Genomic DNA, 25664 nt, shown 5'->3' with positions numbered 1-25664 from the left:
AAAAAGCTTCTTGCTCATGTAATCCCTCCATTGCTTACTCCAGTATACAAAAAAGGTACCCACAGCCTGAACGCCTTTTTTCAAAGTGTCCAGTCTATGGGTACCAGTGTAAATTGCCACCTTCTTTATTCTAACCAACAAAAATGACTCCCCCATATCAGATGGCAGTGCAAGCCATTCCAAACGACGAACGCTTAAAACTGCCGGGGACCGGCAACACGTAAGGAAGCTGATAGACAATTCGAAATAGAAGCAGGGCAGAATATGAAAAAACTGCCCTGATCTTCTTATTACCCCATTGATTCTCGATTCTATTTTATCCTACCGACTCCGCATATCCGATATCCCGGAAAAGCTTCCGTTCGGTACAGCAATGCTCAAGTGTTTTCATAACGTCTTCGGGTATACCCTCCGGATAAATGTGATCCAGATCCATTAACAGCGCCCCGACTACCGGTTCGAACCGCGCGTTTATACAGTATGCCCCGGGTATTTTTCCCTTGAGGTGTTTTTCAATAAGTTCCTGAATGATGTTGTCGCCCTTACACACGCCTCCCGAAATGACCACAGGCAGCGGCCTGTCAACGATATTCAGTTTTTTTGCGGCAACCACCACATAATTAGCCAAAGCGGCGCAAAATTGATCAATGTACTGCAGCGACACGGTGTCTCCGAGACGTATGGCCTCAAAAAGCAACGGGCAGAATTCCTTATACACCGGCTGTTTGGGAGGCTCGTCTTCGGTTCGGCCCGTCGTACAGAGCATATAAAACTCCTCTACGGAGGAAAAACCCGTAAAATCCAGCAAAAGGCGCGTTAGTTCGGTTTCCGGCGCGAGACCGGCGCTGGCGTCCACCACAGCGTCCACAATGAAGCGGCCTATGGCGTCGCCGCCCTGATGTATGTTCTTTAAGTAATAGGCATACTCATAACTCTGGCCGTCCTTGTTATAGACCGCGCAGTTGGCGCCTGAGCCCAAGCAGATGACGGCGCAATCGCGCCCGATAATCTCCGTGCCGCCCCGAAGCGCGCCTATGCAGTCATTAAAGTAAGAAACATTCTGGACGCCCAAAGTCTCGCGAAGATGTCTGACTCCAAGGGGAAATTCAAACGACCAGTCCGCTCCGGAACAGTTGGCGGATACCCGATCTATTTTTGACATGGGCAATCCTGCGTCGGCGAGAGCTTTGTCCGCGGCGAAACGGATACGTACCATTTTAAATATCCGCCTTTCCATCGCTTGATATATCCATTCCTTGTCGTCTCCAAAGCCCAAAATATTGCCCTGGTGGTCGGCGATGATAGCATGGGCTTTCGTTCCACCTAGATCTACAGCTAATATCAATGACATGATTAACACTCCATTTTATTTACTGAAAAAGTTCGGCAGGTATGCGCGGTTAGCCTCCAACACACGTTTTAACAGTTCTTCCGCCACGTCATAGCCGCAGATAAGCGGATGATGCGACAAAGCCAGTACGGCGGTTTCTTAACTATAGAGACAAGCCCCCAAACTGCCCAAGACGGTTTTTGAGGGCGTTTTGTGATCGAATTCAGGGCGGCGCTTACATCGAGTCCAATGGGATTTTAGCGATGACGGCGCTTCTTACGCCATCATGCTCCTGCATGGTGCAGGCGATATACAGGAATCCTTCCTGCTCGCAGGCGCAGGGATAAAACCAAATCCCCCCCCGGCCATCGAATTCCGCAGCCCCGCCTTCGAATAACTTATAGACTTTTGTGTATTCCACCTCTCCCGGTTCGGTGAGAGCCATGCAGAGCAGACCGCGTTTAAAGTAGCCCTGATCGTTGTTGTAAATCATGTAGCGCCTGCCATCGGACAGGATGCCTGCGAACATTTTGCAGTTTCCGACCGGCATGGTAATTTTGGCCGGCTTTGACCAGCTCTCACCGTAATCCCCGCTCGTAAAAACAAAAGACGCTCCGCTTGTGGGATCGCCATGCTTGCCCTCGTCATTTCGGACATAAGCGGTGACAGCGCTTCCTTGCACGACCAAAGTGATTTCGGGGCACCGGATCTTCACGGCGCCTGGAGCGAGCGGATCATACAAGAAAGAGCATCGCCACGGCTTCGCGATATCCGAGCCCTGGCTGATGAGCACTGCCGGAAAAGCGGGAGTTTCCCCCTTCAGCGGCATCCAGACGCCGGCAATGTAATCGCCCGTATCCATCAGGATTGGGGGAGAATTGCTAAGGAACCCCCCGGATATGACGGAGACTCTTGACCAATCGTCAAGAGAAGACTGCGGAGCCTCAAACAGGTCAAGAGAAATCGACAGATTCTTGCCGCCCATCTCGGTGATCAGAGAAAACAGTTTGCCTTCGTGCACAAAGAAGCTCGCCGGCACAAAGTGCTCCTCGGCGCTGCCGATCTCGCCCACCACGTTGAATACCTCCGACCAGCTTTCCCCTCCGTCCTCGGAATAGCGCCCCCGGATCAGGGAAGAACCGCAGATTTCCGCGTCGGTGGAGTTATACCAGCCCAAATACAATCTGCCGCCGTGCGAGGTGATCGTGCAATCGTGAAGAAAGGGCAACAGATCGCGCCGTCCATCATGCGCGAGTATCCTTGTCATGCCGCTGGGATAAGGCATTTCGGATGGTTGGGGGTAAGGGAGCCCCTCCTTCCAGACGGGTAGTTTCATGCCTTCCCCTCCTCCGGCCGATTTGTCCAAAAGCCCGGATCCGGCTCATCCCCGGCGATAGCCTGCCATACGGCGTCAAATGCGCGCCCGGAGTTGCTCATCCATCCGGAACATATTTTTTTCGCGGTGTCGATATCCCTGACGATAATATTAATTTTAAGGACAATCCTTGAGCCGTCGCGGATGGAAAGGAATACGGGAACAACCCCGGTGGACGATTCGGTATACTGGGCAATATAGTCTTTCTCCTGCTCAAAGACACGCTTGTACTCCGCGCTTTTGGCGGCTACGTCCGCTTTTATCCGCGCAAGCGCCGCGTCGCCGTTCACCAAGATCCGGCCGGCGTCCGTGATTTCGTAGACGACCCCACGCAAATTCACGGCCTGGCAAACAAGTCCCTGCTCCTTGAGAGAGGTAAGCGGCAGCTTGAGATCGGTTTCCGCGACAAGGCTTGTTTCAAATAAAAAACGTGAAAGCTCTCCCACACTCAGCTGATCCATCTGCGCCAATGCGCACAGGACATACGATTCTTGGCTCGACATGACGATCCATCCTTTCTTTGTTGACAACGGTTGGGGCACGCATAGCGTTCCTCCCCTATGGTTGTAATCATAGGCATATTGGCCTTGTCGCAATTATAGGCATACACGCCCGCTCAGTCGAGGATGAATAAATTCACTCCCATCGCAAAAAACCGATTTGGGAGGAAATTTTATCATCCTTTATTATCTGAAAATTCTTAGTTAAAGTGTAAAAAACGAGATATTCTCTTTTCCGGAATTGCCGGACAAAGGCTCGCTCCATTACAACAGCATGGGAGGAATGTACGGATGAAAAAGACCCTTCTTGTCATGATGACCTTTTTACCTGAATTTCGCGCTAAACTGGAGGCGCAAGCGCCCGGGCTCGATATCGTTTACTGCGAGAAGCAGCCTCCTTCGGAAGAAGCGCTCAAACGAGCCTCCTATATCTGGGGGAACCCCAACGAAGAGCAGCTTTCCCTATGTGAGAGATTGGAATGGCTGCAGCTCCAGACAGCCGGGCATGACCAGTATGTGCAACCGGGCGTGCTGCCGAAGGGCGCTTTGCTGTGCAACTGCTCCGGCGCTTACGGGCTTGCCATCTCCGAATTTCTGCTTGCCCATACGCTCGTCCTCATGCGCAAGCTTCACCTGTACCGCGATCTCCAGCATGAGCGCAGTTGGAGTCATCTGGGACGCATCGGGATCGTAGCGCGCTCTTCCGTGCTGGTCGTCGGCATCGGCGATATCGGCGCCCGCTATGCTCAAAAAATGCATGCTCTGGGCGCGAGAGTTTTCGGCATTCGCCGGCAAGTCGACAAAAAACCCGATTATCTGAAAGCTCTGTATACTATGGATCAGATTGACGACATCCTGCCGCAATGCGACATTGTAGCTCTGTGTCTGCCGAATCACCCGGACACGGAGGGCTTATTCAGCCGCGAGCGCATCGCGAAGATGAAGCAAGGGGCTTTCCTGCTCAATGTGGGACGGGGTTCAGCCGTCGACACCGAGGCGCTCTGCGATGCCTTGGAAAGCGGCGCGCTGGCGGGCGCTGGCCTCGACGTGGTGGAGCCGGAGCCTCTTCCCAAAAGCCATCGCTTGTGGAATATCAGAACGGCGATGATCACTCCCCATTGCGCCGGCGGTGATGAATTCGGTGAAATCTATCCTTCCATCATCGAGGTCTGGTTTGAAAACCTGCGCCATCTGCAGGCGGGTGAACCCCTGCTTAACCGTGTTGACACTGAAACGGGATATCGCGTGTAAATTGCGAGCCGACCCTTGCCGCCCGGAAGCACGCGCTGGAAGTCGAATAGATCCCGTGTGCCGGATTTGACGCTTATGGCGGAAATGAAGAATCAGATGCCCTTGTAAACCTCTGCAATACTCCACATCACGCGCGCAGTGCTGCACACCCATACTTCCTTATAGGTGCAGTTGTTTTGCATGGGCATGTATGGCTCGTCATCGTTTTCGAAAGTCTCGAAGCCGACAGGCACTGCGCCCACAGGTTGGCCTGCAAAGCCGCCGTAGAGCAGAGGATAATCATAGCCTTCTCCATACATGGTGCTCATGGCGAAGGGGTTGAAGCCCAGAACATATTCCAGTTGCCTGGCCGCTATGTCATAAAGCTCGCGGTCGCCAAGGAACCTTGCCAGGGTGAAAACGTTTTTGGCCTTGCTCAGTAAGGTCGCATGAAAGCCACGGAACTGGTAGGACACCGGAAATCTGCGCAGATACGTGTTTTCGTTCAGCTTGATCCCGTTTTTCACCTGTGCATTATATTCTTCAATCGTCGGACCGCCAATGTCCTTTGACCCCTCGTGCGACATCTTGGAATAATCGGTGTTGCCGACTTCGTATACGCCTGCCGGCAATATGCCGTAGGGCTCCATTACGTGTGCGGTTTCCTTGATGTAGTCGGTGTAAGCATCCACGCACTGCCTCCACAACCCAGCATCTGGGTGATCCGGCGCGTCGACGAGCAGCAGTGTGAAGCCCTTCATGAAGAAATGCTCATAACTGCGGTGGTAAAAGCTGATGGGCCTTTTTTTATCACGATCTTCGTAGAAGTAACCGTACAGCGGAAGGGAAAAGTCCGTCCTGCGCTCCAGCTGCTGGCATTGGGCCAGCTGCCGCGCACGGTTCGCCGCCGCGTCAAGAAAGCGTGTCTCGCCAGTCACGCGGTAGAGCATGGCGGCGGCGGAAGTGGCCACTGCGATACGCTCAGACATCAAACTGTTATCGTTCGAAGCTGCAATCGTATCTTCGGCAAAGAAAAAGTCTTCACTGGCGCACTTGACACACCAGTCGTAGAAATTTCTGTCCCATTTGTAAAACGGCGCGCCGTAGGCGCAGGTATAGGCGGCGGTGTAGTTATGAATGGCGGTATTCTTCGCCTCCCCCGTCATGTCGTCCTTATCGCCGCGGTAATTCTTGGTCCAGATGCCCTTAGTGAGGCTGGTATGGCGGTAGCCGTCGCCAAAACGGGTGCGCATCGCCCAGTTCAGTCCCCAGCGGGCTTCCTCCAGTACGCGGTCGGAAAGGTCCGGCTGCGTTTCACGGGTGGCGTCGCCGAGGTCCAGCATGGCGACAATGACATCTGCGGTTTTATCTATAGCCTGCGATAAATCTGCAGCATCATGCCAGCCGCCATGTACTGGTATAGTGCGCCCGTCAGGGTGTTTGCAGAAGGTATCGAGGTGGCATTCGATGTGAAGCTCCGGTACTTCGAAGCCGCAGCGCTCGGTGAAGAAGAAGCTAAGGCTCTTCCAGGCGGCGGCGAGAAATGCGTCCGGGCCGATGGGAAAGGCTTTTGAAGTGAAATCCCCTGCAGTAATAGTATAGAAGCCGGGTGTTTTAAAACCGGAGAAATCCACAAGGCCAAAGCCGTTTTCGCATGTCGTTACTTTGCCGGTATACACGGCTTTACCCTTGTCATCGGCCAATGAAAAGGTTTCAGCATCGGAGCCCTGTACCAGCGCCTGTTTGCGCGCATCACTCAGGTAGCCGCTGTGACAGTAAGCTATGGTACCTGATGGAAGGTCCCAGCCGCGGCTCTTTTCGGGCTCTACCGTTTCAATCCGCAAATCGTCAATATAAAGGGACATGCTGTCCGAGGCATTCATGGGTGAGCCGGGCAGGAAAGTGTATACCGAGATGCCGGTGACATTGTCGCGGTAGATATCGGGGAGCTCCCAGATAATCTGTGTCCACTGGCCGGGCGTCATGTCAGCGTGATGCATGCCCTCAAAACGGCCGGGCACGGGCATGATGTGCTCACCCTCATTGTGCAGTGCCACCAGAACAAATTGGTTGGAAAAACCGGGAGAGTCCACATAGACCCATAGTGAGATGCGGTTGTACTCATACAGGTTTTCGTGCTGCAGCGGAAATAATATGCCGGGTTCGTCATATCTGCGGTTGTTTGGTCTTTTAACGGCGGTTGAAGTGGGTGTGTCCAGCCGGACGCTTCCCTTGCCGGATATGGTCTTTGTAAAATCCCTGTGTATGGTGCCTGGGCCCTTTTGGATCAGGGTATCAAAATTTTCGCACAGTTGAAGCTCACGGGACTTTAAAATGGGCTTCTTGCGCCAGCGTTCATAAGCGGAGTCCGATTCGTCCACTTTCATGGACCTGCGGATGTACCGGCTCTCCTTGAGCTGATCGAGTAGAGGTTGATACATTGTAAAACCACCTTTCTTTTTGTTAAATCCGGCCGTACGTTTCAAAAGGGCGATCGATCGGGCCGTTCGTGAGAAAAACAGCCCATTGATTCGGCGAAATCGGATCATTGCGGTATTGTTGCACAACAACGACGTTAATCGGGTTTCAGCGGTTAGAATGATTCATTCGAAATTCAGGCTATTCCAGCCCCATATCCCGCTTCAAGTACCGAATGAGCTCCTGCTCCCGGGCCTTGGTCATTTGCGCGGAAAACGCTTCGTCCCACCCGTAAAAGCCGGCGCCGGTTTTTAGCCCGTACTTGCCGCTGTCAACCAGCGCGCGCATAGCGTCGAGCGATTGATCGGCCTTGCTCAAATCGGCGAACAAATAGCCCGAAATGGCGTCAAACACTTCAAGACCGCCCATGTCGGCCGTCATGAACGGACCGGTTATGGGGAGCCGGCGGCCGAGGCTGTACGTCACGGCGGCGTCGATATCCTCCATGCTGGCGATGCCCTGCTCCAAAATATACTGCGCCTCCCGGAGCAGCGCATACTGAAGCCGGTTACCGACCGATCCGAGCACATCCTTTTTCACGAGAATCGGTTTTTTGTCCATAGCCCGCAGCAGCTGCATCGCCCGATCCGCCGTCTTGTCGTCGGTTCTCTCCCCGCGTACGACCTCGACGAGAGGCAGCAAATGCGCAGGATTCCAAAAGTGTGTGACGACCATCCGCTCCGGCCGCTTCATCCGCTCGGCAATCGCCGTTGGGCTTAGCCCGGACGTATTGCTCGCCAATACAACGCTTTCATCGCACAACGCATCCAGCTGTCCGTAAAGCTGCCGCTTCAGCTCCAGCTGCTCGGGAATCGACTCGATAACGAAGCTCGCGTTCGCTACAGCGTCCGGCACCGAAACCGTTGTGCGGATGCGCCCGCGCACCGCCGCAATGTCCTCCTGCTTGATCAGACCGTTGTCTGCCAGCAACGCCAGCTTGTCGCAAATTCCTTTGTCCGCGCGCGCCAGACCGGCTTCACTGTTCCCCTGCAAAACGACCGAAAAACCGGCCCATGCCGCCGTCAGCGCGATGGAATGGCCCATCAGCCCTGAGCCCAGCACGCTTAAGTTTTCTCCCAAGTCCGTTCCCCTCCTTGCTTCTTCCAAATACTACATGTTCAAGTACGCAAGAAGAAACGGCTGTCGCCGTCCTTTGGTGGCACAGTAAGTTTCTTCCCTCAGACCTTATAGAAATGAATAAATGTGAAACTTATAAATTCTATAAGGTTAAGAAGAAACGGCTCTGCCGTCCTCTGGCGAAAGAGTTAGTTTCTTCTTCAAAAATAGAAGCAAAGTATGACGGAATTTTATACATTCTTATATTTCAAGAAATCGTGCCAAAATGTTTTTCTCCTGGCGAACAGGACGAGCGGCTGAAAGCCAAGCCCGTCCGTTCCCCGGCGCGCAAGTAATAGATTTTGTACGAATCATGCGCATGGGATTTTGGCTATCAACCCAACAGTTCCTTCCGTGCATCCGCAATCGATGTCGCCAGGATGTCTATAAGCGACTCCACCTGATCCTTCTGAATGGTCAAAGGAGGACATAGGGCTATGATGTCCGTATTATCGATCGTGATCGCGCGCGTGATCAGACCTTTTTCCTTCGCCTTGTCGAATACGAGCTGCGCAGCCTTCTTGGCTGCCGGAAACGCCAGTTTGTCCGCCTTGTCTTCGACGAGCTCAACCGAAGCGAGCAGCCCCCGGTACGTGACGTTGCCTACAATATCCGAATCCCCCTTCAACTGCTCCAGCCCGGCGCTAAGAACTTGGCCCATGGCGGCAGCATTCACGACCAGATTTTCCCGTTCGATGATCTCCAGATTTTTAAGCGCCACTGCGCAAGCGGTCGGATGTCCGCTATAGGTATATCCATGAGGCAATACCGCAGTTGACAGCTCCGCAAGCTCCTTATGCAAGCCGTCGTTCAAAATCACGCCTCCAAGCGGAACGTACCCGCTCGTAATCCCTTTCGCGAACGTCATCAGGTCGGCAACCACACCCTCGTGCTCCATGCCGAACCATTTCCCGGTTCGTCCGAAGCCGGTAATGACCTCGTCGGCGATCATCAGAATGCCGTACTTGTCGCAAAGACGGCGGATTTCTTTCATGTAGCCGGGCGGCGGAACGATGACCCCGCCTGCTCCCTGAATCGGTTCGACAATAACCGCCGCCACTGTGTCAGGACCTTCCCGGAGAATCGCCTCCTCCATACTTTGCACCGCGCAGGCGGCGCCGCCTTCGGCGCAAGATTCGCACTTGTCGCAGCGATAGCTGTATGGAGCGCCCGCTTGCACGAATCCATCGGAGAGCGGTCCGCCCATCTGGCGGAATACCGGGATGCCGGTGGCGCTCGTCGCGCCCATCGTCACGCCATGGTAGGCGCGATAGCGGGCGATGATTTTATAGCGGTTCGTCTCGCCCTTCAATTTGAAATAATGGCGAATCAATTTAAATACAGTATCGTTCGATTCCGAGCCGCCCGATGTGAAATGGCAGACGTTCAAGTCGGCGGGCGCGAGAGACGCTATTTTCTCGGCCAGCAGGATGGCTGGCTCATGGGAAAACCGGTTGAAGGAGTGGCTGTAGGCCAACTTGCTCATTTGCTCCATAGCCGCTTGCGCCAATTCCTGTCTCCCGTGGCCCACATTGACGTTCCATAGGGAGGATAACCCGTCGAGATACTGTTTTCCTTCGGTATCGTACACATAAATGCCTTCGCCCCGCTGCATGATGACAGACGGTCCCTGTTCGTAATGATCCTTAATCGGGCTGGTCGGATGCAAAATATGCTTACGATCCAGTTCCATCAATCGTTGATTATCAGCCATCTTTCTTCTCCTCACGCCGAATTTATAATGAAAAGGGTACAATTCAACCCATTGCTGCTCTCTTTAATTCAAACGACGAAGCCTTTCCCGGATCGCTTCCCCGACCTCTTGCGTCGATGCCGTTCCGCCGACATCCGCCGTACGAATCCCGCTTTCCATGACATCTTCGATGACCTGAAGAAGCGCGGTTCCGAGTTCCTCTTCGCCAAAATAATCGAGCATCATCTTCGCCGTCCAAATCTGGCCGACGGGATTTGCGATGCCTTTGCCGTATATATCAGGCGCGGAACCGTGTACCGGCTCGAACATGGATGGATATTTGCCGTCCAAATTGATATTGATGGAAGGGGCGATTCCGATGCTTCCCATAATGGCTCCCCCAAGATCGGTCAAAATATCGCCGAACAAGTTGCTGGCCACCACCACATCGAACAGCTGCGGACGGCTGACAAAAAACGCGGCAAGCGCATCGATATGATACGAGCTGGTTTTCACTTCGGGATAGTCGGTCTGCACTTCCTTGAAAATCTGATCCCAGAACGGCATCGTATGATAAATCCCGTTCGACTTGGTCGCACTCGTCACATGTCCTCTTCTTTTCTGCGCCAACTCGAAGGCATAGCGCATCGCCGCTTCGGACCCTTTGCGCGTAAATACAGCGTTCTGGATCGCGACTTCATCCTCGCCTTGATGAATTCTCCCGCCAATCTCGCTGTATTCTCCTTCGCTGTTCTCCCGAACGACAACCAGGTCGAAGTTTTTGGGGTTCACCAGCGGCGATGCGACGCCTTTTAATTGCTTGGCCGGGCGGAGATTGATCGTCTGGCGGAAGCCTTTGCGGATTTTGAGCAGCAATCCCCAGAGCGAGATGTGATCCGGCACCAGCCGTGGATCGCCGACTGCACCGAGAAAAACGCCATTAAAGCCCGCAAGTGTGTCCAACCCGTCATCCGGCATCATTTTGCCCGTCTCGCAGTAGTATTCGCAGTTCCACGGAAACTCGGCAAAATCGAAACGAAGACCGCCGTGAATCTGTGCGATGCAGCGCAGCACTTCGAGCGCTTCCGGCATCACTTCCTTGCCGATGCCGTCGCCCGGCAGGACGGCGATTTCTAAAACGTTCACGTTGTTAACCCTCCACTCCCGCTCCCTATTTCCCTGGGATCCGGTTTATTTGGTGTTTACCAGCAGTATCTTCTCGTAAGGAACGTAAGGGAAGCCGAGATCTCTTGCGACCGGAGCGCAGGTGACCTGTCCTTCCGTTACATTCAAGCCTTTGGCCAAGGCAGGATTCCCGTTCACCGCGCTTGCCAATCCCTTGTCCGCGATTTCCAGGACATAAGGCATCGTAACGTTGGTAAGTCCGATGGTGGAAGTCCGCGACACCGCACCCGGCATGTTGGCGACCGCGTAATGAACAACGCCGTGCTTGATATAAGTAGGATTGTCATGCGTCGTCACGCTGTCGACCGTTTCAAAAATACCTCCCTGGTCTACGGCGACGTCGACGATGACGGAGCCGGGTTTCATCGTCTTGACCATTTCTTCCGAGACGAGTCTGGGCGCTTTCGCACCGGGAATGAGTACCGCTCCGATGACCAGATCCGACTCCTTCACGCATTCCGCGATGTTCGCCGGATTCGAGATCACCGTGTTCACGGATTTTCCGAACAGATCATCCAGCGCGCGAAGCCGATCAGGATTGGAATCGATAATTGTGACTTCTCCGCCGAGCCCGATCGCGATTTTGGCCGCATTCGTTCCGACGACGCCGCCGCCGACAATTGTCACCTTGCCGCGTTTGACTCCCGGGATGCCGGACAATAAAATTCCGATTCCTCCGTGCGGCTTTTCCAAAAATTGCGCGCCGATCTGCACCGACATTCTGCCGGCCACTTCGCTCATCGGGGTAAGCAGCGGCAACCTCCCGCCTGTCTCCACCGTTTCATACGCAACAGCGGTTACGCCGCTATCCACGAGAGCTTGGGCAAGCTTGCGCTCGGCTGCCAAATGCAAATACGTGAACAGAATCAGCCCTTCTCGAAAATACATGTACTCGGGCGGCAGCGGCTCCTTGACCTTGAGAATCATCTCCGCCTGCGACCAAACATCGGACGCCGCCGCGATCTGCGCTCCGGCCTTCGAATAATCCTCATCCGCAAAACCGCTGCCCGCTCCGGCGCCCGACTCGACGAATACCTGATGACCTCGTCCGACCAGGCTCAACACTCCGGATGGCGTAATGGCGACACGATTCTCATTATTTTTGATTTCTTTTGGAATCCCGATAATCATGGTGAATCCCCTCTCATTGACGGGCGTGCGTTATATTATGGTTAATCACGATCAACTTCATTTCCGTCAATTCCTCAACGGCATATTTGACTCCCTCGCGGCCCATGCCGCTGTCTTTCACGCCGCCGTAGGGCATTTGGTCCACCCGAAAAGAAGGTGTATCGTTGAGCATCACACCTCCGACATGCAGTTTTTTTGCCGCGCTGAAAGCATTATGCATGTTCGAGGTATAAATGCCGGCTTGCAGTCCGAAGCGCGAGTCGTTGACGTAATTCACGGCCTCCTCAACGGATTTCACCTTATTGATTAGCACGACAGGCGCAAAAGCTTCCTGGCAGGAAACTTTCGTCTTCAGATCGACTCCGAGCAAAACCGTAGGCAGAACAATATTGCGTTCAGCGGTTCCCCCTGTGGCGATCACCGCACCGTTCTGTTTGGCTTCCTCAATCCAGCTCAACGTTCGCTCGACGTCTTTCCGGCTGATCAAGGCGGAAAGATCGGTCCTTTCGTCCAGCGGGTCTCCGATGGTCAGCTTGTGTGTCGTTTCTACGAACTTGCTGACAAACGTGTCGTAAATCGCTTCATGAACGTAAATCCGCTGCAGCGAAATGCACACCTGCCCCTGGAAACTGAACGAGCTGATGACGCAACGGTCAATAATTTCGTCGATGTCAACGTCCCGATCGACGATCAACGCCGAATTCGAGCCGAGTTCCAAGGTTGCCCGCTTTAACCCCGCTCTGCTGCGAATTTCCATTCCGACTTCCGGACTTCCCGTAAACGTCACGGCTTTGATACGCGGGTCCGTCACGATCTTGTCGCCAACTGTCCTTCCACTCCCCGTCACAACATTTAATGCTCCGGCGGGAAGACCGGCTTCAGCAAACAATTCCGCCACGAAAAACGAACTTAACGGGGTTTGCGAAGCGGGTTTCAAAACGACCGAATTGCCGGCTGCAATCGCAGGCCCGACCTTATGGGCGACAAGATTCATCGGAAAGTTGAATGGCGTAATGGCGCCGACAGCTCCCAGCGGCTCCCTGACGGTGTAGGCTGTCCGGTTTTCCCCGCCGGGCGCGGCGTCAACCGCGATTTGCTCACCGTGAATGCGCCTTGCTTCCTCCGAGGAAAACTTATAGGTCATGATCGTACGCTGCACTTCCGCGCGGGCCATGGCAAGCGGCTTGGCGGCTTCCGCGGCAATCAGCCGGGCCGCCTCCTCGGCTCGCTCGGTCAGGAGCGATGTAACTTTACCCAAAATTTCGGCTCTCTGATGGCTCGACATCGCAGCCATGGCCTTAGCGGCACGATCGGCGGCGGCGATAGCAGATTCGGTCTCCTGTATCGTAGCTTGAGGAATTTCAGCGATCGTCTCCTCTGAGTAGGGCGATTTCAGAGTCTCGTAGTTTTGAGCTTCAACCCACCTGCCATCAATGAATAACTTCTTTCTTCCGCTCACTCCACATCGTCCCTTCGGGGTAGTTGGCCGTTCCACCATTCATAGCAGCAATTTTCATGTCAATATTACCCCCAGTTGCAGATTTATTATCCTGCAGCCGGGGGCTTCCTGTTTATTATCTGTTTTACCGGATCAATCAAATGGGAAGGTGTTTTTGACTTTTCTGTTTACATCCTATTTTTTCTTCATCGCGGTAAGCTCGTCCAGAACAGGCTGAATCAGTGGCATCTTTGCTTTGACCCAAGCTTTCCAGTTGGCCTCTACATCAGGTCCCTTCAGAACAATTCCCGCTAATTCTGCATTGAGGTCCATGACAGCGCGGGTACGCGCGGGTGAATTATAAAAGTATACGTCCGGGTCGAGTTTCGCAAAAATCTCGGGATTATTGAAATCAATGACCTTGGCTTTCTCAATATACTGATTGAGGCCTTTATCGCGCCAAATCTGCGGCAATGTCGGATTAACCAACTGATAATCGTCGCGCAGACGGACCAGGTTGGGCCATAAGTCCTGGATACTCTTGTATTTGTCGGAAATTTGGATGTCCCCGTTCAAGTTAGTAATCGTGCCGTCGGGCTTTGTTTCCCAGTCAGTGCCTTCAATACCCATGTTAATGAGTTTCTGCCCTTCCTCGGAAGCGGACTCGTCGAGAATGTCGAGTATCCGTTCAAACTTGGCATCATCCAGTTTCGGGTTGAATATAAGACTACCGGCGAAGTTGGGGGCTTCACTGCCCCGATAAGTGCCCTTGTCATCCGTAATAAACGCAAAGTTCAACGCCTCGTCAGGATCAACGTCTAAATTCGTGCTCATAAAGCTGGCCTGCCGGGTGCCCACGGAGCCCATACCTGAGGAGGCATTCATCGCAGCAACGCCGGCGGTACTCAGTTGCGCTTCCGTTTCCCTTCCGCCTGGCAGATTGTAGAATTCAGGATGCAATAGCCCCTCGTCATAGGCCTGCCGCCACAGCTTCAATCCTACCAGGATATCCGGATCGGCGAGTCCCCAATGAAACACTCCGTCAGCGTCCTGATAGAACTGAGAGACATCCCGGTAGTGTGTAGCGTTGGGGTGTATGAAGAGATGAGGAAGGTCCGATGTGGGAAAGATAATAGGAATCAGCGCCTTGCCTACTTTGCCGGGATCCTGTTGCTTGACCTTCCGCGCGATATCCATGAGTTCAGTAATGCTGTAAGAATCCTTTACTTCGGCGCCAACGGCACGGAACCAATCTGCGCGGTACCACATTCCCGAGTTGTCGATCAGCGTGTCAAGCGGATAGTTGTCACCCATGATAGGCTTAAACAGAATATTGTCACTGCCCACTTGATCCGAAACGTATTTGGCAATTCCTGTCGCATCTTGGGACGCGGCGAGGTTCGGCCACTTCTCACGCCAGCCTTCAGGCAATTCCTTAAGCAGTCCCTGCTTTACATAGGATACATACTCTGAATGATTATAGTTCCAGCTCCCGATATCGGCCATATCGCCGGAATTGATCCAGATGCGAAATGTTTCACTGTTGTTATTGGATGCTACCGGCCTGATTTCCCAATCAAAGTTGAACTTATCCTTCCAAATTTTTGCAAAATCATCGTCGTTTACGTCAAGGTTATTACTGCCGACGGCATACGAAATTGTCATATGCTCGGCATACTTATTTTGTTCTTGCCCCGTGGCTCCCGACGGCGCCGGTGCGGATGCGGCCGGGGATGCGGTCTCATTTGACGAACATGCTGAAACAACACCGGCCAGCATGACCGTCACAAGCAGAGACGTGAGTGTTTTTGTTTTTTTCATAAAAAAATTATCCTCCCTTTTTTTTATCTATTACAATTCGGCGCAATATTGTTATTTTACCGCGCCGACCATAATACCCTTCACAAAGTATTTTTGCAGGAACGGGAAGAACAGCATAACCGGAAGCATGGTACATATGATAGCGGCCGTTTTTACTCCCATAGCGAAATTTGACGCCAGCTCGATCGTGTTCCCGCCGGTTTTCACCATGTCCATTTGCGCATCGATTACAATGCTTCGCAGCACCAGTTGCAGCGGTTGAAGCTCCCCTCTTTGCAAAAAAAGCATAGGGTGAAACCATTCATTCCAGCGGTCAACTGTGTAGAACAAGGTTATTGTGGCAAGTACGGGCGCGGACAGCGGCAAAACAATATTGGCAAGAATCCGCCATTCCCCCGCTCCGTCTATCCTCGCTGATTCCATAAGCGAATCAGGCAGGGCTTTGAAAAAATTGTGCATGAGAATCATGTAAAAGGTACTCACTGTGTTTGCCAGAACAACAGCCCATAAATTATTGGGCACCAGGTGCAGATCCTTCATTAGCATATACAAAGGGATGATTCCGCCGTCAAAAATCATAGCGATCAACACAAAGTAGAAGATGAATTTGCGCCCGGGAAAATTTTTGCGGCTCATCCCGTAAGCAAAGCTGGTGGTCAGAAATAAACTGAGCGGCAACGACATTGCCAGGAGCTTAAATGTAGTAAAATAACCGCTCGCGATGCGCCCGTCCTCAAATATCCGTTTATACGATTCCAGCGTCGGTTCCATTGGGAAGAGAAGCAACGGGGTTTTAATGTATTCGGCCTCTGATGTAAAGGAAATGACGACAACGCTGAAAAACGGAAACAAAACTATTAATCCCCATATAATCAAAATAGCAGGAATAAGATAATCGCCTATCGTCTTTCTTTTCAAGCTTTTAGTTGATTTCATATGACCCTCGCCTCCTCTCTAGCCCATTAAGCCATCTTTACCCATCAGCTTTGCGATGCGGTCAGCGGCCAATAATAATGCCATATTAATTACGGAACGGAAAAGGCTTACCGCCGTTGAGTAAGAAAAATCCGGCGCGCTTTGGAATGAGATTTTATAAATATACATATCCAAAGTTTCAGCTACGCCGCGTACCGCGTCATTGCTCAGATTGAAAATCTGATCAAATCCTGTGGACATCAGACCGCCCATGGTGAGGATAAACATAACAATGATCGTGGGCATAATACCGGGCACCGTAATGTGGAACATTCTTTGAAACCGGTTTACCCCATCAATGGCCGCGGCCTCGTATTGCTCTGCATCAATGCCAGATATGGCCGCCAGGTAGATGATTGCCCCCCAGCCTGAACTCTTCCAGATCTCAGTAATGTACAGCAAAGGGACAAAAATGGATTCATTTCCTAAAAAATTAAAAGATTTAAGGCCAAACGCCTTAATAATGCCGTTAACAAACCCGTCGTAAGACAAAATAGTAATCAGGACGCTTGATAGTACCACCCATGATAAAAAATGCGGAAACGTGAGTATCGTTTGCAAACTTTTTTTCATCCTTAGGAAAATCACTTCATTTAAAAGAAGGGCAATCACAATTGCCATCGGGAACTGAAAGACCATTCTTCCCAAGTTGATTTCCAAGGTACGAACTACCGAACGTATAAACGCCTGATCCACAAATATATATTTGAAGTTCTCCATGCCAACCCACGGGCTGCCCCATATTCCGCCGCTCACCCGATAGCTTTTAAAAGCTAAGGTAAGTCCACCCATGGGTCCGTAAACAAAAATGATGTACCAGATAAAGCCCGGAGCCAATAAGGTATAAACCATCCTGTATTTCCAAATCAATCTCAAAAGGTTTCTGAATTTTTGTGTTTGCGTTCTTTCCGTAAATGAGGTGCTCAATACTCTGGCCTCCTCCTATTGGTTATTTTTCCTCAAGCTCAGTTATAAACGGTATTCCGCCGCCTAAATAATCCAAAGCCATCTGGGCCGCGCTGTCCGCGCCGTCAACCTGTGGACATACCAGGCTGGAATTAGGGTATTCCTGCAAAAAGAGCCGCCTGTACTCATCCGCAAAGATCGCTGAATCATGAAATACGCTCCCCCACATTCCACACACAAAAGCGGATTCTTTTTCAAATTCCAGCTTCTGAACCACTTCCCGCGACACATTGACGAGTTCCCTGGCACCTTTGCGCAAAATATCCACGGCAGCCTCGTCGCCATCGATTGCCGCGCTATATACCAGAGAAGCCATTTCAGGCTTAATCAGATTGCGTCGGAGGCTGTTTGCGCACTTAATCAGTTTGTTTGAGTCAAATCCGTGGAAGTGTTCGATCATATTCGTAACCAATTTTGTCGTGGGAACGCTTTCATCCACCCACCTTGACATATGCTTAAGGGCCATAACGGCGAGCCACTGAGCGGAGCCTTCGTTGCCCATAATGGTGAGAGGATATCCTCCTGAGCGCGTTATTTTTCCCGTTTCATTCCGACCGACCACAATAGAACCCGCGCTTGAAATTGCCACGACGCCGACGCCTCCCGTCGCCCCGTATAGCGCTACCTTTCCGTCGTTCATACAGAAGATGGGACAAGGAAAGCCCAGTGCTGCGTAAAAACTCTCTACGACTAAAAGGTCTCCGGACGAATCAATGCCCACCGCGCCGACGACAACGCATTTGCAGTCTTCTATTTTAGCGCCGAAATCATTCAAAAGAGCTTCGGTCACTTCGGATACTAAGCGTTCGGCTTTTTTCTCTCCTACTATTTTGCGGTTGATCGCGCCTCTCGATTTTTCCGCCAGCGTCCTCCCTTCCAAATCCATTGCTTTAATTACATATTTTGTCATTCCGTCGTCTACGCCGATTACGTATTTCATACAGAACCATCACTTCCCCGAATCCGATGTCTTAGTGTCCATATCAGAAGTTATTGAACGTATGGCAGGGTGGCGGACTATCCCCAGCTCCTGGGTTAGCAGAGACGATATAAGCTGTCCAAAATAAATATCCACGAACGGCGACATGAATTTACTGTCTCCCGCGTTCAACCGAAGTATATGATCTCCCTGCATGGAACCGGTTCGATCAATAATGTAACTGTTTTTGCTGGCCTTGCGGGTGATGTCCGCCATTTTTTCCATCCGGACGCTGTCTTTGTCTCCAGAATTGAAGAGGAATAAGGCGGTTTCCTCATTTATACAAATAGGCGGGCCATGCAAGAATTCCTCAAACTCATATCCGGCGCTGGGTAAGCAAAGGGTTTCCAACACTTTCAGCGCGTCTTCCTCGCCCACGGCCGCCGCCGGTCCCTTACCCACAAACAGGAAATGCCGAGCTGTTTTCAGATCGTCTAGATGAGCGCGGTAAAAGTCCTCGCACGCCTCCAAGTTTTGCTCGCCATATCCTATCGTTTCTTCCAGCAGTCCGATTTCTTTGCCATACCCCGCCTCGCTTAAATTCCCGCATAACAGCGCAGCTTCGAGCGTGGCAAGGTATAGGCAAAGCACCGTTCCTGTAACACCTCTGGTTTTTGGGCCCACAGTCTCGTCGCCCACCGAGATGTCTACATAAAAATCCGCCATGCGCGCAACGGGATTGTCAACGCCCGCTGTAAACGATACGGTCTGGACTCCGCCTCGCAGCTCTTCCAGCAAAGCCACGGTGTTAGACGACTTGCCGCCCTGAGAGACCGCCAGAACAAGCGGGCGCGAACCTCGGATGACCGGCGGATTGCTGGGCGGCGCGCAGGTTATTTCCACCCCCAGGATAGTTTCCATATATTCACTTGCCGCTTTGCAGGCATTCAGGCTGGAACCGCTTCCAATCAGGTAAATCCGATCCGGTTTGTGTTCGTTATAAAAATGTGCGAAACCCCCGACTATTTCCTTTCTTCCAGAAAGCAGTCTCTCCATATATGAAGGCTGGCTGCGATAATATCTGTACATCTCCCGCAACATATCATGATACTGCTGCATTGCCTGTTCCATAAGAATCGTCCTTTCGATTGGTTGAATTTCATGATTTCATCTTAATTTTCAACCGACTTTATTGTAAAGGATGAAAAAACTTGCGATTTTCCCTTATCTCCAATAACTATTAAGTTTTTCACTGGTTAAGTTTTACACTGGTTTTGATGATAATAAACTGATAATATTGAGCATGTTTTGTGCATTTGGCCTAATTAAAGCATTATTAATTGGAATTTTATGCTAACTTCTATTTGTCAAGTATGAATTTTCATTAGACTTTTTAGATCTATATTAATAGAATAGAATTTATTTTGGAGCCATCCCGCCTTCAAATCGTTCATCTTTCCTGTAAACGCTTCCAGATTGGTTTACTCTCTTTAACCAGCGCAACCTGCTGCCTACACAACTTCGTCAGGAAGGTGATCTCATGAAGACGACTGTTAACCCTATAAAAGTTCTAATTGTGGACGGATCGGAACAAACGCGGAATAAGCTGACACGCATTATGGCTAACAATCCGGCTATTGTTCTGGTAGGTTCTGTTGGTAACGGGTATGAAGCGGTGGCTTTCGCCGCCAATAACGCCCCTGACGTTGCTGTAATGGATATTGAAATAGAGTCCAGACTCGCGGGGCTTTACGCTATGCGCGAGATAATCAAGCTGCGGCCAAATACCAAGGTTATCATCTATACAGTCCAGAATTCCGACTATTACATCTCCAACGCGTTTCTATTCGGCGCGTCCGACTACCTCATAAAAGGGGTCTCTGAACCCGATTTACCCGACACCATAATACGGGCTGCGCAAAACCGCTCTATCATACACCCGGAAGCCGCGGAGTATTTGAGGAAGGAATATATCCAGTTGAAAAACGCCCAAGAGAACCTTTCTTATACTATTCAGGTAATTCTGAAACTCACCCCGTCAGAAATGGATATACTGCACTTGTTGCGATCCGGCATGAAGTATAAGGAAATAGCTGAAGTCCGTTTTACTGAAATGACGACATTGAAGACCCATATTTCAAACCTTTTAAGGAAATTTGACAAAAAGAGTGTTGTAGAGCTGCTGGAAACCATTGAGCATACAGGGTTCTTTTTGCTGATAGACAAATAGAAGCAGGGCAGAATATCAAAAAAACTGCCCTGCTCTTCTTATTACCCGATTGATATGCTCCCCCGGCCTCAGTCCCATGGAATTCAGGACCAAGGCCGCTTAAGCGTTCTTTATTTATTTTTTTGTACTGTCTACTTGACGGGGTACAGTTCAGAATCCCAGTAACAAGAGAGGTGGACCAATGAAAACCGAAAAAGGGCAATAGTTCTTCATATGTTGTCAAAAATCCAGGTGCGCTGCCATGTATTGCTTTGACCCGGCGCAAGCTCCAGCTTGTGGAAGGTTTCTACGCTTACTATATGATCTGCGCACCACATCGTCATGCCGCAGATATCAATCTCGTCCTTTACGTCTACACGGGCGCCGGAGGCTTCATTTATCATCGACCATTCAAATATTTTGGAGCTGCCTATTTGTATCTCTTCCAGCGTCACCTTTGCAGAGGCAGGTGAAGGTGAATATTGCGCAAAGGTAAATCCATGGCCATCACCTTTTATATGCCCGTTTAGCACGTCTTTCCCCATATCTTTGATCGAATCCATTCGTATCTTGTAATCCGGCCCAAGGGCCATTGAGTTTATTGAAAGGAAATTATGGCAATATTCGCGCATGCTTATCGGCTTTTCTCCCTCGTTCTTAACCGTGATTTGCATGATGAGCATGTTATCCTTAACCGATATATCTTTCTTTTGGCTTATTGCATAGCCAATACAAAGTTGCGGTTCCGTTATGAATCTGGCGCTGCCCTTACTTTCCTCGACACGAATGCGGTACTGCTCGACTTCGTATCTTCCCCAGAACTTATACGGTGCGTTTTCGAGCTTCTTCAAAAGACCGACGCCGAATTTGGGAAAAGTCTCACCTGTCTTTGCCTCTGCGCTGACATCGAATAAATATTCGCTGCAAAGCCCGCGTCCACCGGAAGACGGATGGGAGAGATTATTAGGCTCCGTGGCGCAGAAACGATGCACTTCATCTAGCACGATTTCGGTTATAAATCCCGCCCGGTCGAAACGCGTAGTTATATTTGGAGCTTCATTCGGGTCCGCAATCTCAACACGCAAACGATCTGATTTTATTTCAAACATCACTTCTGCTCCTTTTTATTCTTACTTTTGTGATAAAACCTTCTTCGCATAGGATAGCAGAATACAGGGTTACCATGAAATGCGACTCTCCATCCGAGTCAAAATGGGGTTGCGGTGACCATCGATATCAACACGGAATGCCATTTGCGCATCCAGAACACCAGCTTTGATGACATCTGGTTCGGACATATAAAGGAATTCTGTTCTCTTGCCCATATTCTTTTCTCCTTTCGAGCCTTAAAGAAATATTAATTGCGAAGTGTACATAACAAAATGTACTGTAATTTGAAAAAAAATAACACGACATAACCCATAATGTCGAGGATGATTATTTTCGCTGTGTTTAGGATTGTGAATAAGAATTATTTTTTTATATGCTGACACTGGCAGGTTCACTTTATTGGAATAAGATATTTTCCGGTACATATTTGAGGAGGCGTTTGAAGTGCGCGGGTGTTAAACCACAACACACCTCATTGCAATTGAAAGGAGATGGAAAACGTTATGGAACATGAGCTGTATATATCGGAAGCAATCCAACAACCCGGATCGCTGACCTAGGGGCAGTAAGGAACAGATATATTATCGAGACTGAACGTATTGAATCCGCGCGGTTTTTCTAATTACAACACCGTGAGACTCCGAAAATAAGTATTAGACTGACTCAAAAAACGAAACAGCAGCAGCCATGGACGAGAAAAAAAGTCCTGGACTGCTGCTGTTTTATTGAACAAAGGTGCCCGTTAGCATGATGCGCCCTGCTACTTAATCATGAGAACACTTGCGACGAATAATGTGGGGATTGTCATCTCAATTTCGTGAAGAAGGCCACTGATCTGCAAAGATCCGCTCTGGCAAGATACATAAGAAAAAACGAGGGAGTGTTCAGAATGATCGAAAAAGCTATGCAATTCTGCTCGTTAACTGAACAAAGGCAATCGATCATTCAAGTCAATTACTCATCCCATGGGGAATGAAGGACATGATGGCAAAAGTTGGGACGCTCAAATCCCGGAAGAAGCAGTTCGCACACGTCGGCGTTAATCGTTCCGTAGGTGGTTTCCGGTTTGTGTTTGAAGCCTTCCAAGAATGCATGTAAGATGTCGTGTTTGAACTGGTTGCGGGGAAATGCCTCGACGACTTGCTGCCGCGCTTCTGCTGAGATGAAATCGAAGTTCTTCCCGACCACATCATAACCGACGCCAAAATTCATAAGCGCCGCTTCGGTTTCCTTATATTCGACGATTCCGATGGATGTATGCAGGGCAACAGCGTCCCATACAAGCCGAACGGAATCTTCCGGGACGCCGCGACTTTTAAGAAAATCACGGGCAGCATTAGCCCCGTCGACCTCAAAGCGCTTGTCCGGGCTTCGGAATGCGGGAGTAAGGCCGAGATCGTGGAAAAGCGAACTGATATAAAGCAATTCAGAATCATATTTCATTTGATTAAGGTTACCCTTCATAGCCGAAAACAGAAATACCCGGTTCGAGTGGTTCCACAGAAGGTCGTCGGCATGCTCACGCAATAATTCAGCCGCTTCAACGGCTAGTTTACTATCAGGAATCTTTATATCAGCGATTAAATTCGTCATCAATTACTTCCTCCTTAGACTTGTTTTTAGTTTGTACATCAAGAAGACAACTGAAGGAACATATCTGTGACAATGATCTATAAAAAATTTAGGATTGCTTTTCGAGCAAACGGGCAGCGCCTTGAAGTTTGTCCGGATTCATCATGACATATACACGAGAAATGGCCGAACCGTCAGAATTTAAAGCGAGGGAGTAAACGGCGAACGGTTTACCATCAAACATCACCATAAAACTGTCATGGCCGTTGACCACTACCTTCTTGATAGTCCCATCCCGGAGATAATTAGAAATGGAATAGGTCAGCAAAGCCTGGACGCGTTTCCGGCCGGTAATCGGGTTAATGGCAGCTCTTACTTTGCCGCCGCCGTCTGTCAGCAAGATGGCGTTTTCACTAAGTAATTCCACAATGGCGGCGATATCTCCAGCGCGAAAAGCTGCGCTGAACGATGCACTAAGTGCCTGGAATTCAGGTTTTAACGGCGAAATCGGCACCCCGGCGTCGTTTTTCTTAGTGTCCAGCTTGCGTTTTCCGCGACTGAACAACTGCCGGCAATTAACCTCAGATTTACCGATCCATTCTCCAATTTCCTCGAAAGGGAAGCCGAGTGTTTCCCTCAGTACAAAGACGGCCCTTTCCATCGGCGTCAGCCGCTGCATCACGACCAGATAGGCGTAGGCGATATCATCTTTAAGCTCAAACGCCTCCTCGGGATTGCCTTCTACCGCAGTTACGATCGGCTCAGGCAGCCATGGGCCGATATAGGTGGTCTTTGCCTTGCGCGATGATTTGAGCTCGTTCAGGCAGCGATTAGTGACAAGTTTGCAAAGATACGCTTTTATATTAATGAGTTCAGATCTATTCTGTTGTTGTAATGCTACAAACACGTCCTGAACGATATCTTCGGCGTCCTGAGACAATCCGAGCATCCTGTAGGCGATAGAGAAAAGCAACGGGCGGTATTGGTCATAAAGGGCATGGTAATCATACATTTCGTCCAGTTCCAATCATTCGGGATTTGAAAGCTTTTTTGTTAGAAGCGAATAGTATCGCTCGACTGAGAATAACACGATTCAATTATAGAATTCCCCAATGTTACCATGATTATTTTAGAATCAAAACACAGCCGAACATGTTGACCAGCTGCCATATCACAATACCCGATTGGAACTATCCTGCCCGATAGTTCAATAGAATATATCAACGTTCAATATCGAATAACCTTCTGCCAATCAAGTTTGCAGTAACCGGCTTCTTTCCGATTTCTCGCGACCATACAGACAATTGACCGATGTGGTGGATCTCGTGGGCGATCACGTGCCGCATCACTTCCCCGTATTTATGGGCTTCCCGTTCCCCTTCATCCGTGATATCAATCATAATGCGGTCTTCCAGGCTATCATTCCAACCATAGACAAATGGAGCGAGTTCCACGTGGCAACGGGCGGAAAAATCTTTTATATGCTGCAAGCTGGCCACTTCCTCGAACGGAGGGATTTCAACCGCTTTTTCTTGTATTCCACCACATATCCAGCCATACTCGACTGCCACAATGTGATACAGCGTGGGAAGGATGTATCCTATGCCGCCGGTCCGTTTTTTCATCAACTCTTCCTCGCTCACCGTATCGCACCAGTCAAACCAATCTTTGCGAACTTGCCAGTTATACTCGAATAATTTCAACATAAGCAGCCTCCTGTAATCATAAATTTTGTTACTCCTACCATTTTCGCAAAATAATTGTAATATTCCTGCTTCTCACTAACGTGCCCAGATCGTTTATGCAAATAAACCGGTCCACTGGAAAAGCAATACAGCACAGATTATGGAAGTAATTCCGATCTTTCATGAGAGCTCAGGATATAAAATAAGGTAACCTTACATATCTGATATACCTGGTTTCCAGCCCACTTCTTGCGACCAAATATGAGCTTTCTGTATAATATTCCAAACGATCTGTCCTTTTCCTTCAACATATTTTGGGCGTTCATTCTTAAAAAGCTCCATTAATCGATGCTTTTCCTGAGCGTACCTTAAACAATCTGCAGGGTGTACGCGTAAATAATCTCTAAAGAGTAAAGTAATTTGTTCTGAAAAACTGCCCGCTTGCCTTACATGAATATGAGTTCTTCGAGAGCCTGGCAGTTCCCGAAAATACCTCTTCGTTTTGTCTGGATTTTCTCCTCTTAATACGAAACCTACTTTTTCAATCCTGGTCTTATAGTTTAAGACGTCATCGCAGTTTAAAACAGATATTTGGATATCAATGATTGGCTTTGCATCCAAACCCGTAACCGAAGTGGAGCCGACATGATCAATACGAATTGCCAAATTTCTCAATGAAGCTCTTAATTTTGCAGCGATATCATTGAACAGCTTTTTCCATTCTGGATCATGTTTAGCTATCCTCCATTGCTCATCCATTGTAATCTCCTTTGATTATTGTCGTTAAAGAAAGCTTAACTCAATTTTACCATTATCCGGTCAATCGTATTACGCATAATGCCCCGTTGCTTCAATAAACCAAAGAAGAGCTGCCCACAAAGCATGCTCCTCTTAGCGAAGTACTGCCGCGCGGCATCCCATTTGGTTATTG

Annotated in this window: 22 protein-coding genes; 2 read left to right on the top strand and 20 right to left on the bottom strand. The window is 50.1% G+C overall.

Translation table 11 applies throughout. The annotated features are described in order from the left end of the window. Positions 1-316: 316 nt before the first annotated feature. From AC0YOB_RS36025 to AC0YOB_RS36015, 3 genes are all read right to left on the bottom strand, one after another. Positions 317-1351 (bottom strand): N-acetylglucosamine kinase, encoded by a 1035-nt coding sequence (locus tag AC0YOB_RS36025; protein ID WP_475796895.1) that lies wholly within the window; start codon positions 1349-1351, stop codon positions 317-319. A 214-nt stretch (positions 1352-1565) separates the two neighbouring features. Beyond that, entirely contained in the window at positions 1566-2666 is a 1101-nt protein-coding gene (locus AC0YOB_RS36020; protein ID WP_475796894.1) for a sialidase family protein, read from the bottom strand. Further along, positions 2663-3208 (bottom strand): DUF4364 family protein, encoded by a 546-nt coding sequence (locus tag AC0YOB_RS36015; RefSeq protein WP_475796893.1) that lies wholly within the window; start codon positions 3206-3208, stop codon positions 2663-2665. Before AC0YOB_RS36015 ends, AC0YOB_RS36020 begins: the two co-directional genes overlap by 4 nt. 288 nt (positions 3209-3496) lie before the next feature. Between AC0YOB_RS36015 and AC0YOB_RS36010 the strand changes: the two genes are divergently transcribed. Then, complete coding sequence (locus AC0YOB_RS36010; RefSeq protein ID WP_475796892.1) at positions 3497-4456, top strand: D-2-hydroxyacid dehydrogenase; 960 nt, start codon at positions 3497-3499, stop codon at positions 4454-4456. 92 nt (positions 4457-4548) lie between these two features. Here the strand turns inward: AC0YOB_RS36010 and AC0YOB_RS36005 are convergent, their stop codons facing one another. The 11 genes from AC0YOB_RS36005 to AC0YOB_RS35955 all read right to left on the bottom strand — a co-directional run bounded on the left by AC0YOB_RS36005 (position 4549) and on the right by AC0YOB_RS35955 (position 19288). Continuing rightward, positions 4549-6876, bottom strand: a complete 2328-nt coding sequence (locus tag AC0YOB_RS36005) for a glycoside hydrolase family 9 protein (RefSeq protein WP_475796891.1) — start codon at positions 6874-6876, stop codon at positions 4549-4551. A 178-nt stretch (positions 6877-7054) separates the two neighbouring features. Beyond that, complete coding sequence (locus tag AC0YOB_RS36000; RefSeq protein WP_475796890.1) at positions 7055-7993, bottom strand: 3-hydroxyacyl-CoA dehydrogenase family protein; 939 nt, start codon at positions 7991-7993, stop codon at positions 7055-7057. A gap of 370 nt (positions 7994-8363) precedes the next feature. Next, entirely contained in the window at positions 8364-9743 is a 1380-nt protein-coding gene (locus AC0YOB_RS35995; RefSeq protein WP_475796889.1) for an aminotransferase family protein, read from the bottom strand. 63 nt (positions 9744-9806) lie between these two features. Beyond that, on the bottom strand, positions 9807-10868 hold the full coding sequence (locus tag AC0YOB_RS35990) for a tartrate dehydrogenase (RefSeq protein WP_475796888.1): 1062 nt from the start codon (positions 10866-10868) through the stop codon (positions 9807-9809). A gap of 45 nt (positions 10869-10913) precedes the next feature. Continuing rightward, the gene (gene ald, locus AC0YOB_RS35985; protein WP_475796887.1) at positions 10914-12038 is read right to left on the bottom strand and encodes an alanine dehydrogenase; all 1125 of its coding nucleotides are present in this window, start codon (positions 12036-12038) and stop codon (positions 10914-10916) included. A 13-nt stretch (positions 12039-12051) separates the two neighbouring features. Next, positions 12052-13497, bottom strand: a complete 1446-nt coding sequence (locus AC0YOB_RS35980; protein ID WP_475796886.1) for an aldehyde dehydrogenase family protein — start codon at positions 13495-13497, stop codon at positions 12052-12054. A 174-nt stretch (positions 13498-13671) separates the two neighbouring features. Continuing rightward, positions 13672-15297, bottom strand: coding sequence for a type 2 periplasmic-binding domain-containing protein (locus tag AC0YOB_RS35975; protein WP_475796885.1), 1626 nt, complete (start codon positions 15295-15297; stop codon positions 13672-13674). Positions 15298-15348: 51 nt separating this feature from the next. Then, positions 15349-16233, bottom strand: a complete 885-nt coding sequence (locus tag AC0YOB_RS35970; RefSeq protein WP_210046977.1) for a carbohydrate ABC transporter permease — start codon at positions 16231-16233, stop codon at positions 15349-15351. A gap of 18 nt (positions 16234-16251) precedes the next feature. Then, positions 16252-17199: an ABC transporter permease gene (locus AC0YOB_RS35965; protein ID WP_475796884.1), complete on the bottom strand. Its 948-nt coding sequence runs from the start codon at positions 17197-17199 to the stop codon at positions 16252-16254. Between the two features lie 22 nt (positions 17200-17221). After that, on the bottom strand, positions 17222-18178 hold the full coding sequence (locus AC0YOB_RS35960) for a BadF/BadG/BcrA/BcrD ATPase family protein (protein ID WP_475796883.1): 957 nt from the start codon (positions 18176-18178) through the stop codon (positions 17222-17224). 9 nt (positions 18179-18187) lie between these two features. Next, on the bottom strand, positions 18188-19288 hold the full coding sequence (locus AC0YOB_RS35955) for an SIS domain-containing protein (protein ID WP_475796882.1): 1101 nt from the start codon (positions 19286-19288) through the stop codon (positions 18188-18190). A gap of 409 nt (positions 19289-19697) precedes the next feature. On the opposite strand from AC0YOB_RS35955, the gene AC0YOB_RS35950 reads away from it, so the two are divergent. Then, entirely contained in the window at positions 19698-20387 is a 690-nt protein-coding gene (locus tag AC0YOB_RS35950; protein ID WP_210046980.1) for a response regulator, read from the top strand. Positions 20388-20596: 209 nt separating this feature from the next. On the opposite strand, the gene AC0YOB_RS35945 is transcribed toward AC0YOB_RS35950, so the two are convergent. The 6 genes from AC0YOB_RS35945 to AC0YOB_RS35920 form a co-directional block, all read right to left on the bottom strand. Then, positions 20597-21475 carry a hypothetical protein gene (locus AC0YOB_RS35945; RefSeq protein ID WP_475796881.1) on the bottom strand — a complete coding sequence of 293 codons (879 nt, stop codon included), beginning with the start codon at positions 21473-21475 and terminating at the stop codon, positions 20597-20599. A gap of 69 nt (positions 21476-21544) precedes the next feature. Beyond that, entirely contained in the window at positions 21545-21691 is a 147-nt protein-coding gene (locus tag AC0YOB_RS35940; protein WP_475796880.1) for a hypothetical protein, read from the bottom strand. A 739-nt stretch (positions 21692-22430) separates the two neighbouring features. After that, positions 22431-23069, bottom strand: a complete 639-nt coding sequence (locus AC0YOB_RS35935; RefSeq protein ID WP_475796879.1) for an HD domain-containing protein — start codon at positions 23067-23069, stop codon at positions 22431-22433. 88 nt (positions 23070-23157) lie between these two features. After that, positions 23158-24060 (bottom strand): RNA polymerase sigma factor SigJ, encoded by a 903-nt coding sequence (gene sigJ, locus AC0YOB_RS35930; RefSeq protein ID WP_475796878.1) that lies wholly within the window; start codon positions 24058-24060, stop codon positions 23158-23160. A gap of 208 nt (positions 24061-24268) precedes the next feature. Beyond that, positions 24269-24754 carry a DinB family protein gene (locus AC0YOB_RS35925; protein WP_475796877.1) on the bottom strand — a complete coding sequence of 162 codons (486 nt, stop codon included), beginning with the start codon at positions 24752-24754 and terminating at the stop codon, positions 24269-24271. Positions 24755-24946: 192 nt separating this feature from the next. Continuing rightward, positions 24947-25492 (bottom strand): GrpB family protein, encoded by a 546-nt coding sequence (locus AC0YOB_RS35920; RefSeq protein ID WP_475796876.1) that lies wholly within the window; start codon positions 25490-25492, stop codon positions 24947-24949. Between the last annotated feature and the right edge of the window lie 172 nt (positions 25493-25664).

It is taken from the genome of Paenibacillus sp. JT31N17, assembly GCF_056269255.1.
Note: the sequence above shows the minus strand (reverse complement) of the source record. Positions and strands in the feature narration are given on the sequence as shown.